This window comes from Streptomyces poriferorum (assembly GCF_019399235.1).
GTDB lineage: Bacteria > Actinomycetota > Actinomycetes > Streptomycetales > Streptomycetaceae > Streptomyces > Streptomyces poriferorum.
Genome location: NZ_JAELVH010000004.1, coordinates 1 through 13,169 on the forward strand (window position 1 = coordinate 1; position 13,169 = coordinate 13,169).

Below are 13,169 nucleotides of genomic sequence, written 5' to 3' on the forward strand. Positions count from 1 at the left end.
CGCACTGGGCGACCGGGCGGCCTCGACGGCGTCCAGGGCCTCGCGCACCGCCCGGTCGCCCAGTGCGTGGAAATGGGTCTGGAAGCCGAGGGCGTCCAGCTCGGTGACGTACCGGCGCAGGTCGAGGGGGTCGACGAAGCTGGTGCCGCTGTTGGCGGTGGCGCAGCCGCAGGCGTCGAGGTACGGGGCGAGGAGGGCGGCGGTGCCGGTCTCGGCGACCCCGTCCTGCATGATCTTCACGGTTCCGGCGCGGAAGTTCCGGCCGGTCAGCGCCTCGCGCCTGGCGACGAGTCCGGGAATCTGTTCGCTGCCGTGCTCGCGGTCCCACCACAGGGCTCCGGTGACGCGGGCGGTGAGCGAGCCGTCCCGGTCCGCGGCGAGGTAGGCGTCGGCCACGTCGTCCATAGAGCCGTAGGTGCCGACGATGGCGTCCTGCCAGGCGGTGATGCCGTACGCGTGGAGCAGGCGCTGGGCGCGCAGGAGGCCGGCGAGCCGGTCGGCGGCGGTGGAGCGGGGGGCGTGGCGGGCGACCAGGTCCATGGCGCCCTCCTGGAGGAGTCCGGTGGGTTCGCCGCGCTCGTCGCGTTCGATGCGGCCGTCGGCCGGGTCGGGGGTGCGGGCGGTGATGCCGGCGAGTTCGAGGGCCCTGCTGTTGGCCCAGGCGCCGTGGTGGTCGCGGTTGAGCAGGCAGGCGGGGCGGTCGGGCACGGCGGTGTCGAGCTGCTGCCGGGTGGGGGCGCCGCCCTCGAACGCGTCCATCGACCAGCCGCCGCCGGTGATCCAGTCGCGTTCCGGGTTCGCGTCGGCGTAGGCCCGTACGGCGGCGATGGTGGCGGTGGCGGTGGCGTCGCCGGCGCCGGTGAGGTCGCACTGGGCGAGTTCCTGCCCGGCGGTGACCGGGTGGACGTGGGCGTCCTGGAAGCCGGGGAGCAGGAGGCGTCCGGCGAGATCGACCACCTCGGTGCGCGGGCCGATGAGTTCGCGTACCTCGTCGTGGCCGACCGCGGTGATCCGGCCGCCGGTGACGGCGACGGTGGTGGCGCGGGTGCGGGCGGCGTCGGTGGTGTGGACGGGGCCGCCGGTGAAGACGAGATCGGCGGGGGTGCGGCGCATGATGCTTCTTCCTTCGGTGGGTGGTGCGGGCGGGATCAGACCGGGTCGGGCACGGGCTCCGCGAGCGCGTCCGGGGCGACGGACCGGCCGGTGACGAAGTACGGGGACTGCCTGGCCCACTTGGCCCAGGCCGCGGCGACGAAGCCGGTCAGCAGGATGACGGCCGGGCAGAGGAGCATGAACCAGCCGTTGTCCGGGCTGACCTCGAAGTGGTCGGCGGAGGTGGCGAAGGTCCAGCAGAGGTACCCGCCGAGCGCGAGCAGGACGAGGGCGCTGGTCACGGGGAGCACCACCGCCCGCACCGCCAGGGACCAGCTCTCCCGGAACGAGCCGCGGAAGCGGGCCGCGGCGGCCAGCGCGGTGAGGGCGTAGTAGATCGAGACGACGACCCCGATCGCGTTCACGGACGCCAGGATGAGGTCTCCGACCTTCGGGATGACGAGGGAGAGCACGGCGATGGCGGCGGCGATGCAGCCGACCGCGACGGTCCCGGCGGCGGGCGTCCCGTACCGCGGGCTGACCTTGGTCCACAGGGGTCCGAGCGTGCGGTCGCGGCCCATGGCGAACATGCCGCGCACCGTCGGGATCACCCCGGACTGCAGGGAGGCGACGGCGGACAGGGTGAGGGCGATCAGCGGGAGGGCGGCGAGCGGCTGGCCGGCCAGCTGGTTGCCGAAGTAGGTGAGTCCCTGGGCGCCGTGGGCGGTCAGCTCGTCGAGCGACAGGACGCGCTGGAAGGCGAAGGAGCCGAGCAGGAACAGGCCCAGCATCGTGAAGAGCGTGATGAGCCCGGCCTTGGAGGCGTCCTGCGGGTCCCGGATCTCCTCGGTGACGCTGAAGGTGGACTCGAATCCCCAGAAGCAGAACACGGAGAGCAGCAGTCCCTGGGCGAGCTGCTCGAAGGAGGGGATGGTGAAGGGGTTGAGCCAGTCGAGGCTGAAGGGCTGCGAGCCGGCGAACAGGCCGTATCCGCAGAAGCCGAGCAGGACGGCGTACTCGAAGACCAGGAGGTACTTCTGGAAGGTGGCGGCCGACCGGAGGCCGGTGACCGCGGTGAAGGTGACGGCGACGAGGACGACGATGCCGAGCGCGGTCGACTGGGCGGTGGAGTCCGGGTCGAGCCGGAGCCCGGCCGCCTCGTGCAGCCCGGCCTCGCCCGCGAGCTGGAGCAGGGCGGAACCGGTGACCGTCGTGGTGTAGGCCAGGAACACGATCGTGGAGACGATGCCGATCCAACCGACGAGGAAGCCGAGCCAGGGGCTGAGCGAGCGGCCGACCCAGACGTAGCCGCTGCCCATGTTCGGCTCGACCCGGTTGAGCCGGGAGTAGGCGCCCGCTATGCCCAGGATCGGCAGGAAGGCGAGCAGCATGATGATCGGCAGGTGCAGGCCGACGGCGGTGGCGGTGACGCCGAGCCCGATGCCGATGCTGGTGGTGGCCGCGGTCGACGAGGCCGCGATGGCGAAGCCGTCGACCACGCCGAGGCTCTTGCGCAGGGCTGCGGGTGGCTGTGCCGGTCCGGCTGGTTCCTCGCGGTAGGACGTCACGGTCGCTCCTTCACCGAGGGGCGCTGTTCGGCCCCGATGGCGGCACATCGAACTCCTCGGGGGTTCCGCACGTCAACGGTGTTGTCATAAGGTCCGGGCATGAACGCGAGCGAGCGGGTGGTGCCGGAGGGTGCGCGGCGGCGCAGGCGCCCCACCAAGCAGGGCGTCGTGCTGTCCGAGCAGCTGATCGTGGAGACGGCGCTGCGGCTGATCGGCGAGCACGGGGCTGCGGCGCTCACCGTGCGCCGGCTCGGCGCCGCGCTGGGATGCGATCCGAGCGCGCTCTACCGCTATTTCCGGGACACGGACGAGCTGTTGCTGGCGGTGGCCGACGAGTTGATCGGGCGGACGCTGCGCAGCTGGCGGCCGACGGGTGAATGGCGGGCCGATCTGCGGTCGTTGGGGCTGCGGATGCACGCGGACTATCTGACCCATCCGCAGGCCGCGTTGCTGACGTGTGCGCGGGTGACCGGCCGTACGCACGAGATCCGGTCGGTGGAGGTGATCCTCGGGGTGCTGCGGGGCGCGGGTTTCCCGGACGCGGAGGCGGTGCGGATCTACCACGTCTTCGTCGACCAGACACTGTCGTTCGCGGCGCTGGACGCGTCCACGCTGGCGCTTCCGGAACAGGCCAGGGCGCAGGAGGTACAGGCCTGGCCGGAGATCTACGCCCGGCAGCCGGCGGACACGCACCCGAACATCGCGGCGACCGCGCCCGTACTGGTCGCGGAGATGGGCCGCAGCGGGTATCCGGCGGCGCTGGAGATGATGCTGGCCGCGGCCGCCGCCCGGTTGCAGCACGTCAGGCGGTAGGCGGCAGCCGGCACGCGGCATGCCAGGTGACCCAGTGGCACGTATGGCGGCCCGCGGGCCGGATCAGGGCGCGAGCACGTCCAGTTCGTGCAGGGCGCCCACCGCGATCTCCTTCGTCAGCCGCTCCGCCCCGGCCGCGTCCCCCTCGCGCACCGCTTCGGCGAGCCGGACGTGGAGGGTGACGGCGGCCGGGTCGGGGTCCTCGAACATGACCTGGTGGTGGGTGCGTCCCGCGAGTACCTCGGCGACCACGTCGCCCAGGCGCGCGAACATCTCGTTGCCGGAGGCGTTGAGGACGATCCGGTGGAAGGCGATGTCGTGTTCCAGGTACCCCTCCAGCTGCTGGCCGCGGGAGGTGGCGACCATGCCCAGGGCCCGTTCGGTGAGCTCGGCGCACTGTTCGGGGGTGGCGTGGCGGGCGGCGAGCGAGGCGGCGACGGGTTCGATCGCCGAGCGCAGGACGGTCAGCGAGCGCAGCTGGCGCGGGCGGTCGGCGCCGGCCAGCCGCCACCGGATGACCTGCGGATCGTAGACGTTCCACGCCTCGGTCGGCCGTACGGTCACGCCGACTCGGCGCCGGGACTCGACCAGGTGCATGGACTCCAGGACCCGGATCACCTCCCGTACGACCGTGCGGGAGACGTCGAAGCGCCGGGCCAGCTCGTCCGTACGCAGAACCTGGCCGGGCAGATGCTCACCCGCGGCGATCTCCAGGCCCAGGGCGTCCAGCACATGCGTATGCAGCCCCTGGGCAGGTGTGGTCATGGGCCAAGCGTACGGGGGCCTCTCCGGGAGACCCCGCCGGGAACAAAAAGTACGACGTTTATGTCACAGCATCTTGAATAAGTCGTACGTATAGGTTTCAGTAGCGCGACGGCCCGATGTCGACGACGACATCGAAGAAGACAGCGAGGCACCGTAATGAGCACCCCCCACGTCATCGTGGTGATGGGCGTCGCAGGGACCGGCAAGACCACGATCGGCCCCCTGCTCGCCGCCGAACTGGGCGTTCCGTACGCCGAGGGCGACGACTTCCATCCCGCGGCGAACATCGCCAAGATGTCGGCCGGTACCCCGCTGGACGATGCGGACCGGTGGCCCTGGCTCGACGCGATCGGGCAGTGGGCGCACGGCCGGGCGGGGCTCGGCGGCGTGGTCAGCAGTTCGGCGCTGAAGCGTGCCTACCGCGACCGGCTGCGCAGCGAGGCCCCCGGTGCCGTCTTCCTCCATCTGAGCGGCGACCGGTCGCTCATCGAGGAGCGGATGGCGGGCCGCCAGGGCCACTTCATGCCGACCGCACTCCTCGACTCGCAGTTCGCCACCCTCCAGCCCCTCGAGGACGACGAGGCCGGCGTCGCCGTGGACGTGTCCGGCACCCCCGAGGAAATCACCCAGCGAGCCGTCGCCGCGTTGCGCCGGCTCGAGAACTGAGGATCATCACCGTGACCAGTCTCAGCGTCGAGATGCTGGCAGCGGACGCCGTCGAACCCATCACTTCGGCCGGCAACGCGCAGTTGGGCATCGCCGTCCTGGCGGGCATCGCCGTCATCGTTCTGCTCATCACCAAGTTCAAGATGCACGCGTTCCTCGCGCTCACCATCGGCTCGCTGGCGCTCGGCTCGTTCGCCGGCGCCGCGCCGGCGAAGACGATAGCGAGCTTCACCGCGGGCCTCGGCTCCACCGTCGCGGGTGTCGGCGTCCTCATCGCGCTCGGCGCGATCCTGGGCAAGCTGCTCGCCGACTCCGGCGGCGCGGACCAGATCGTCGACACGATCCTGGCGAGGACGAGCAACCGGGCCATGCCGTGGGCGATGGTCCTGATCGCCTCGATCATCGGTCTGCCACTGTTCTTCGAGGTCGGGATCGTGCTGATGATCCCGGTGGTGCTCCTCGTCGCCAAGCGCGGCAACTACTCCCTGATGCGCATCGGCATCCCGGCCCTGGCCGGCCTCTCCGTGATGCACGGCCTCATACCCCCGCACCCCGGCCCGCTGGTGGCGATCGACGCCCTCGACGCCAACCTGGGCGTCACCCTGGCCCTCGGTGTCCTGGTCGCGATCCCGACGGTGATCATCGCCGGTCCGGTCTTCTCCCGGTACGCCGCACGCTGGGTGGACATCAAGGCGCCGGAGAACATGATCCCGCAGCGCCCGTCCGAGGAACTGGACCGCCGGCCGAGCTTCGGCGCCACCCTGGCGACGATTCTGCTGCCCGTCGTCCTGATGCTGGCCAAGGCCCTCGTCGACATCGTGGTGGACGACCCGGAGCAGGGTGTCCAGCGGGTCACCGACGTGATCGGCTCACCGCTGATCGCGCTCCTCGCGGCGGTCATCGTGGGCATGTTCACGCTGGGCCGGGCGGCCGGGTTCACCAAGGCCCGGCTCTCCACCACCGTGGAGAAGTCCCTCGCCCCGATCGCCGGAGTGCTGCTCATCGTCGGCGCCGGCGGCGGTTTCAAGCAGACGCTGATCGACGCCGGTGTGGGTCAGATGATCCTGGAGTTCTCCGAGAACTGGTCGATCCCCGCGCTGCTGCTCGGCTGGCTGATCGCCGTCGGCATCCGGCTCGCGACCGGCTCGGCGACCGTGGCCACCATCTCGGCGGCCGGTCTGGTCGCCCCGCTGGCCGCCGACATGTCGACCTCGCACGCCGCCCTGCTGGTCCTCGCCGTCGGTGCGGGCTCGCTCTTCTTCAGCCACGTCAACGACGCGGGTTTCTGGCTGGTGAAGGAGTACTTCGGGATGGACGTCGGCCAGACGGTGAAGACCTGGTCGGTGATGGAGACCATCATCTCCGTGGTCTCGCTGGCCTTCATCCTGCTCCTGTCACTGATCCTCTAGGGACCGCTCCCCCGTCACCGATCCTCCAGGGACCGCTCCCCCGGCTCCCGCCACAGCGGGTGCTCGCGACGGGCCCACCGGCGCTCGACCGACCCGGTACGCATGCCACGGCGTGCCTCCGGGTCGGCGAGCGCCATCGCGATGTGCCCGCCCAGCACGATGCCGATCGCCAGCGCCAGCCAGTCGTGGACGAACGTCGCAGCGGTCCGCCACACCAGCGGGGCGAGCCCGGTGAACCACATCAGCAGCCCGGTGCCCACCATGACCAGGACAGCTCCCGCGATCCAGGCGGCGTACAGCTTCTGCCCGGCGTTGAACTTCCCGGCCGGGCGGGACTCCGCCCGGTGGTCCCGCCGGCGCACCGCCCGCAGCCACTGCCGGTCGTGCGGCCCGAAACGGTTGAGCCGGCCCAGATCGGCCCGCAGCGACCGCGCGAACAGGCCCGCCAGCAGCGGTACGGGGATCATCAGCCCGGACCACTCGTGCAGGGTGACCACGAGATGGCGGCGCCCCACGAGTTCGGCGAGCTGCGGTACGTACAGACAGGCCGCCGTCGCCACGCACAGGAGCGTCAGCGCGGCCGTGGTGCGGTGCACCCAGCGCACCGGGCCGCTGAAACGTCGTACCCGGCCGCCCGTTTCAGGTGGTGGGGGCATCGTCGCGGCCGTTGGACCGGCCGACCCAGGCGTCGACGTCATATCCGAGCTTCTCCCAGTATCCGGGGCGTACGGAGTCCGTGACGGTGATCCCGGAGAGCCATTTCGCCGACTTGTAGAAGTACATCGGGGCCACGTAGAGCCGGACCGGGCCGCCGTGCGAGTGGGACACCGGCCGGTCCTGCATCCGCAGCGCGACCAGCACATCGGCCCGGCGGGCCTGATCGAGCGTGAGGCTCTCGCTGTACGTGCCGTCGAAGCAGGTGAACCGGACCGCCTTCGCCCCCGGCCGGACGCCCGCCGCGTCCAGCAGCGCGGACAGCCGCACGCCCTCGAAGGGGGTCTCGGGCACCCGCCAGCCGGTGACGCACTGGACGTCCCGGACCATGCGGGTCTGCTCCATCCGTTTCAGGGCGTCCAGGGTGTACGTGGCCGGGCGGTCGACCAGGCCGTCGACGGTCAGCCGGTAGTCGGTGGCGCTCTTCTTCGGTACGGACGTGGCGACCGAGTAGTAGCGGAAGCCGCCGCCGTTGGGCAGCAGCCCGGTCAGTCCGGTGGGGTCCTTGTCGGAGAGCGCGCCCAGGCCGGACTCCAGCGTCCTTTGCAGTACGGGGGCGGCGACGAGCCCGGCGGCTCCGAGGCCCAGCATCGTCAGGACGAGCCGACGGCCCACGGGAGTGCCCGTGCCGTCCGGATCGGGGCCCTGCGCCGCCGGATCCGGCTCCGCGCCGGAAGAGGAACTGTTCACCCTTCGATTCGAGCACTCCGGACCACCGGGCGCCAGGGGCGGGGGCGGTACGTCACCGGCACGTCAGATTCTGCCCGCCGGCGGCGGGCAGCGGATGCCAGACTTGCGCCATGCCGAACCGTGAAGCGCTCAAGCCCTTCCTTCTCGCGTTCCCCGGCCCGCTGCGCGACCGGCTGGTCGCCGCGGTGCTCGACGGGCGGAAGGTGTCGACGACCGGACTGTTCGTGGAGTACGAGGTGGAGAGGGAGGATCCGCCGCCCGTGGGCGAGCGGTCCGCGCTGATCGACTCGGACGGGCGGGAGATCGCGGTGCTGGAGATCACGGAGGTGCGGATCCTGCGGCTCGGGGACGTCGATCTGCGGCATGTCCTCGACGAGGGCGAGGGCGACACCTCGGTGGCCGGGTGGCGGGAGGGCCACGAACGGTTCTGGCACAGCGAGGAGATGCGGGAGGCACTCGGCGACCCGGAGTTCACGGTCGACGACGACACGCTGGTCGTGGCGGAACGGTTCCGGGTCGTCGACGTCCTCGGACCGGCCTGACCGGCCGCACTCTCAACGCCCCTGGTCCGCGTCCCGGACGAGCCCCAGGCGCCGCCTGACCGAGTACAGCCGGGGATGGCGTTCGTGCATCTCGCCCGAGCGGCGGTCCAGCTCGTTGCCGAGGCGCTCGGTGCGCTTCTCGATGTCGAGCTCGTCCAGGATGCGGTCGACCTCGGCGAGCAGCGCCCCGTGCAACTGCCACTTCCTGGGATGTTCCTGGACCCCCGCCAACAGCATGTCCGCCACCCGGTCGCGGGTCGCCCGGCTGGTGGTCAGCGCCACGGCCAGCCGGTCCTCGGCCTCTTCGGCGCTGGCGGCGACCGGAGTCGTGATCAGGACCGAGAAGCTTTCGATGGCGCCCGCCAGTTGCCCGAACAGTTCGGTGAGCCCGGAGGCCACGTCCGCGTGGAAGAGGTCCTCGTCGACTCGCTCCTTGGCCAGGTCGGTCAGCGTCCTGGCCAGCACCCGCAGGACGACCGCGCAGATCTCCAGCGTGTCCAGGCCGGTGCGCAGCACCACGCGGTAGAGCAGTCCCTGCCGTACGCGCGGGTTGAGCATCAGGCTCTCCTCCGCCTGCCGCAGCGAGGCGTCCACCGCCACGATGTCGTGGTCGATGCGGCGGGCGCGGTGCAGCCGCTCGGCCGCCTGCCCGACGGTGACGCGGCCGCCCAGGTCGCCTCCCAGATCGCGGAACAGCTCCCCCATCTCGCGGGCCAGCCCGTCGATCGACGCACCCGCCGTCTGCACCCACACGGGCGGGGCGAACAACAGGTTGAACAGCAGCCCCACGCCCGCACCGATGAGTGTCTCGAAGATGCGTTCCCAGGCGGTGTCGGCGACCTGGGCGACGCCGAGCACCAGCATGGCGCTGATCGCGACCTCGGGGACGAACTCGTTCACCCTGACCAGCCGGCCGATGATCAGCGAGGTGAAGATCGTCAGCCCGAGGCTCCACCAGGACAGCCCCACCAGGGAACTGAACCCGCTGGCGATGAGCACACCGACGATCACGGAGTTCACTCGCCGGATCCCCGTGGTGAGGGTGGCGTAGAGGGTGACCTGGACGACGAGCAGCGCGGTGAGCGGGGCGGTCAGGGGCGCGGGCTGGGACAGCGTCGCGGTCGCCACGGCGTAGGCGATCACCGCCGCGCCCGTGGAGCGCAGGGTCTGGGCCCCCACGGGTTCGGTGGTGCGCCGGACGAGTTTGATGACGGGCTCGGCTACTCCTGGCATCTCCCTACCGTGCCCGGATCCGGCGTCCCTGCCCGCATTCCCGCCCGAACCCCACCGGACGGACGCGCGGATGGAGGGTCCTGGCCGACCGCCTCCGGACGGACGCACGAACGGAGGGTCCCGGCCGAACCCCACCGGACGGACGCACGGGTGGAGGGTCCTAGCCGACCGCCTCCGCGGCCGCGCGGCCCGCCGCCCGGCCGGAGAAGATGCAGCCGCCGAGGAAGGTGCCCTCCAGGGAGCGGTAGCCGTGCACTCCGCCGCCACCGAACCCGGCCGCCTCACCGGCCGCGTACACCCCGGCCAGCGGGCTGCCGTCGGCCGTGAGGACCCGGGAGGACAGGTCCGTCTCCAGTCCGCCGAGCGACTTGCGGGTCAGGATGTTGAGCCGTACGGCGATCAGCGGCCCGGCCTTGGGGTCGAGGATGCGGTGCGGTGCGGCCGTACGGATGAGCTTGTCGCCGAGGTAGGTGCGGGCGCCCCTGATCGCGGTGATCTGGAGGTCCTTGGTGAAGGGGTTGGCGATCTCCCGGTCGCGGGCGGTGATCTCGCGGCGCAGCTCGTCCTCGTCGATGAGCGCTTCGCCGGTGAGCGCGTTCATGCCGCGGACCAGGGCGCCGAGGTCCTTCTCGACGACGAAGTCCACGCCGTTGTCCATGAACGCCTTCACCGGGCCGGGCACGTCCGCGCGGGCCCGGCCGATCACGTCGCGGATGGACTTGCCGGTCAGGTCGGGGTTCTGCTCGGAGCCGGAGAGCGCGAACTCCTTTCCGATGATCTTCTGGTCCAGGACGAACCAGGTGTAGTCGTGGCCGCTGCGCATGATGTGTTCGAGGGTGCCGAGCGTGTCGAACCCGGGGAACAGCGGGACGGGCAGCCGCTTGCCGCGGGCGTCCAGCCAGAGCGAGGACGGACCGGGCAGGATCCGGATGCCGTGCTTGGCCCAGATCGGGTTCCAGTTCTCGATGCCCTCGGTGTAGTGCCACATCCGGTCGCGGTTGATGTGGTGGGCGCCCGCCTCCTCGGTGATGCCGAGCATCAGCCCGTCGACGTGGGCGGGCACCCCGGAGAGCATCTTCTCCGGCGGGGTGCCGAGCCGCTCGGGCCACTGCTTGCGGACGAGGTCGTGGTTGCCGCCGATGCCGCCGGAGGTGACGATCACCGCCTGGGCCCTGAGCTCGAAGGTGCCGGCCGTCTCCCGGCCGCTCGCGGTGCCGCGGGCCGCGTCGCTGGGCTCCAGGATCTCGCCGCTCACGGTGTCGACGGTGCCCCCGGTGCGGCCGAGGCCGGTGACGCGGTGGCGGAAGCGGAAGGTGACGAGCCCCTTGGCGACGCCCTCGCGCACCCGGCGCTCGAAGGGGGCGACGACGCCGGGGCCGGTGCCCCAGGTGATGTGGAAGCGGGGGACGGAGTTGCCGTGGCCGTTCGCGTCGTAGCCGCCGCGCTCGGCCCAGCCGACCACGGGGAAGAACCGCATGCCCTGCCGGTGCAGCCAGGAGCGCTTCTCACCGGCGGCGAAGTCGACGTACGCCTCGGCCCACTTCTTCGGCCAGTGATCCTCCTTGCGGTCGAAGCCGGCCGTGCCGAACCAGTCCTGGAGGGCCAGCTCCTGGCTGTCCTTGATCCGCATCCGGCGCTGTTCGGGCGAGTCGACGAGGAAGAGGCCGCCGAAGGACCAGTGGGCCTGGCCGCCGAGCGACTGTTCGGGTTCCTGGTCGAGCAGAATGACCGAACGGCCCGCGTCGACCAGTTCCGCGGTGGCGACGAGCCCCGCGAGTCCTGCCCCGATCACGATCACATCAGCGTCGTACGCCATGGGTTCCATCCTTGTCGGGGCGGCCGGCCCGCGGTCCGGCCGGAGACCGCACGTCGTCCGTGCGGCCGCTCGCGAAGTTACTCGTGCGTCAGATCTTCGGCACCGGCCGTCCCGGCGTCAACCGCCCGGTCGGCGGCGCTTCGGCCGCCGGTGTCGTTCCCAGGCGCTATCGTCGATACAAATCACCCTCTTACGGCCTGACTCGGGGTGGGGAAGCGTGTCGGTGCTGGTCATCGTGCTCTCCGTGAGCGCCGCCTGTTGTCTGGGGTTCGGCTTCGTGCTGCAACAGGCCGCCGCCCGCCACGCCCCGAAGAGCGACTACCTCTCGCCCCGGCTGCTACTGGACCTGATGCGGGTGCGCAGTTGGCTGGCCGGTATCGGACTCATGGTCTGCGGCATGGTGCTGGGCGCGCTGGCCCTGGGCAAGGGCGAGGTCTCCGTCGTCGAACCGCTCCTGGCCACCAATCTGCTCTTCGCGATGGCCCTGTCCCGTCACCGCACCGGTCAGCGGCTGGGCCGGCAGGGCTGGGCGGGGCTCTGGCTGCTGGCCGGCGGGGTCGCCGCGTTCCTGGTAGCGGGCGAGCCGAAGGGCGGTCAGGCGGTGTCGAGTCCGCTGCGGCACTGGCTGGTGATCGGCGTGGTGGTGGGCCTGGCCCTGCTGCTGACCGCGTTCGCCAAGCGCTCGCGGTCGGGGGTGTCGCCCGCACTGCTCGCGGTGGCGGCGGGACTCCTGTACGGCCTCCAGGACGCCCTGACCCGGGTCAGCGGGCAGCGCCTCTCGGACGGCGGCTGGGCGGCGCTCGTCACCGGCTGGCAGCCGTACGCGGTGCTGGTGCTGGGGGTGACGGGGCTGATCCTCGTGCAGAGCGCGTTCGAGACGGGCCCGCTGCGGATGTCCCTGCCGGCGCTGACCGCGGCCCAGCCGCTGGCCGGGATCGCCTGCGGGATCGGCTTCCTGGGCGACCAGGTCCGTACCGACACGGGCGCGCTGGCCTGGCAGGCGGCGGGACTCGCGGCGATCGTGGCCGGGATCGTGCTGCTGGGGCTGCACCCGGCCATGCCGGAGGGACCGGTGGGCGGACGCCGTACGCAGAGCCTCCAGCCGCACTGAGGGTCCGGGCGTCCCGGTGATGTCCGGTCCCTCACAGTCGCCGGGGCCGGCCTGGTAATTAATAATGGCCAGCATTACATTGGGCTCATGGCGAGAACGTCGGGACAGTCGGGACAACAGACCAGGGACAAGCTGATCCGCGCGGCCGAGGAGATCTTCGCCGCACAGGGCACGGACGGCGCCCAGCTGCGCGACATCGTCGCCCTGGCGGGCCAGAGCAACCCTTCCGCGGTGCAGTACCACTTCGGCTCCCGTGCCGGGCTGCTCGATGCAGTGATGGCGGGCCGCCAGGAACGCACCGAACGGGTCGTCGCGCCGCTGCTCGACGGGCTCCCCGGGGACTGCGGCGTACGGGACCTGCTCACCGCGCTGGTGACGGCGGAGGCGAGCCTGCTCACCGACGACCGGGGCCGCCGCTGTCTGCGGATCTCCGCGCAGCTCAGCCATGAGACCGGGCTCCGGACCGGCCGGCCGCACCCCGCGCTGGACGGCACCGCCTACGGGCGGCTGATCGGCCGGATCGGGGACCGCCTGGGCGCGCTGCCGCGGCCCGTACGCCTGGAGCGCCTCGACCTGGCGCTCACCCTGATCGGCGCGGCGCTGGCCGACCGGGCCCGCCAAGGGCTCGACGGCACGGAACCACTGACCGGACAGGAGCTCTTCCTAGCCGACCTCGTCGGCACCACCACCGCGTTTCTGCAAGCCCCCGCGCCGCACGGCGCGTGAACCACCCGCACCACAAGAAGGACA

At 71.6% G+C, this 13,169-nt stretch carries 13 protein-coding genes; 6 read left to right on the plus strand and 7 right to left on the minus strand.

Features of this window, described 5'->3' with window-relative positions; genetic code table 11:
- Both JGS39_RS01185 and JGS39_RS01190 read right to left on the minus strand, forming a co-directional pair.
- A partial coding sequence (locus JGS39_RS01185; protein ID WP_219566665.1) for an amidohydrolase occupies positions 1-1,113 on the minus strand: 1,113 nt, incomplete at its 3' end.
- 35 nt (positions 1,114-1,148) lie between these two features.
- Positions 1,149-2,660 (minus strand): APC family permease, encoded by a 1,512-nt coding sequence (locus JGS39_RS01190; protein WP_371930411.1) that lies wholly within the window; start codon positions 2,658-2,660, stop codon positions 1,149-1,151.
- A gap of 99 nt (positions 2,661-2,759) precedes the next feature.
- Between JGS39_RS01190 and JGS39_RS01195 the strand changes: the two genes are divergently transcribed.
- Complete coding sequence (locus JGS39_RS01195; protein ID WP_219566667.1) at positions 2,760-3,473, plus strand: TetR/AcrR family transcriptional regulator; 714 nt, start codon at positions 2,760-2,762, stop codon at positions 3,471-3,473.
- A 63-nt stretch (positions 3,474-3,536) separates the two neighbouring features.
- On the opposite strand, the gene JGS39_RS01200 is transcribed toward JGS39_RS01195, so the two are convergent.
- A complete protein-coding gene (locus JGS39_RS01200; protein ID WP_219566668.1) occupies positions 3,537-4,238 on the minus strand; it encodes a FadR/GntR family transcriptional regulator in 702 nt (233 codons plus the stop codon).
- Positions 4,239-4,394: 156 nt separating this feature from the next.
- On the opposite strand from JGS39_RS01200, the gene JGS39_RS01205 reads away from it, so the two are divergent.
- The gene (locus JGS39_RS01205) at positions 4,395-4,904 is read left to right on the plus strand and encodes a gluconokinase (protein ID WP_219566669.1); all 510 of its coding nucleotides are present in this window, start codon (positions 4,395-4,397) and stop codon (positions 4,902-4,904) included.
- An 11-nt stretch (positions 4,905-4,915) separates the two neighbouring features.
- Positions 4,916-6,313 carry a GntP family permease gene (locus JGS39_RS01210; protein WP_219566670.1) on the plus strand — a complete coding sequence of 466 codons (1,398 nt, stop codon included), beginning with the start codon at positions 4,916-4,918 and terminating at the stop codon, positions 6,311-6,313.
- 14 nt (positions 6,314-6,327) lie between these two features.
- Here the strand turns inward: JGS39_RS01210 and JGS39_RS01215 are convergent, their stop codons facing one another.
- Positions 6,328-6,969 carry a cytochrome b/b6 domain-containing protein gene (locus JGS39_RS01215; protein ID WP_236063130.1) on the minus strand — a complete coding sequence of 214 codons (642 nt, stop codon included), beginning with the start codon at positions 6,967-6,969 and terminating at the stop codon, positions 6,328-6,330.
- Positions 6,953-7,618 carry a molybdopterin-dependent oxidoreductase gene (locus JGS39_RS01220; RefSeq protein WP_236063134.1) on the minus strand — a complete coding sequence of 222 codons (666 nt, stop codon included), beginning with the start codon at positions 7,616-7,618 and terminating at the stop codon, positions 6,953-6,955. Before JGS39_RS01220 ends, JGS39_RS01215 begins: the two co-directional genes overlap by 17 nt.
- A gap of 209 nt (positions 7,619-7,827) precedes the next feature.
- Here JGS39_RS01220 and JGS39_RS01225 point away from each other — a divergent pair, with 209 nt between their 5' ends.
- Positions 7,828-8,259: an ASCH domain-containing protein gene (locus JGS39_RS01225; RefSeq protein ID WP_219566673.1), complete on the plus strand. Its 432-nt coding sequence runs from the start codon at positions 7,828-7,830 to the stop codon at positions 8,257-8,259.
- Between the two features lie 12 nt (positions 8,260-8,271).
- Here the strand turns inward: JGS39_RS01225 and JGS39_RS01230 are convergent, their stop codons facing one another.
- Positions 8,272-9,492, minus strand: coding sequence for an FUSC family protein (locus tag JGS39_RS01230; RefSeq protein WP_219566674.1), 1,221 nt, complete (start codon positions 9,490-9,492; stop codon positions 8,272-8,274).
- Positions 9,493-9,652: 160 nt separating this feature from the next.
- The gene (locus JGS39_RS01235; protein WP_219566675.1) at positions 9,653-11,308 is read right to left on the minus strand and encodes an FAD-binding dehydrogenase; all 1,656 of its coding nucleotides are present in this window, start codon (positions 11,306-11,308) and stop codon (positions 9,653-9,655) included.
- A 217-nt stretch (positions 11,309-11,525) separates the two neighbouring features.
- On the opposite strand from JGS39_RS01235, the gene JGS39_RS01240 reads away from it, so the two are divergent.
- Together JGS39_RS01240 and JGS39_RS01245 are read left to right on the plus strand one after the other, a co-directional pair.
- Positions 11,526-12,419: a DMT family transporter gene (locus JGS39_RS01240; RefSeq protein WP_219566676.1), complete on the plus strand. Its 894-nt coding sequence runs from the start codon at positions 11,526-11,528 to the stop codon at positions 12,417-12,419.
- Positions 12,420-12,506: 87 nt separating this feature from the next.
- Positions 12,507-13,145, plus strand: coding sequence for a TetR/AcrR family transcriptional regulator (locus tag JGS39_RS01245; protein ID WP_219566677.1), 639 nt, complete (start codon positions 12,507-12,509; stop codon positions 13,143-13,145).
- Positions 13,146-13,169 lie beyond the last annotated feature (24 nt).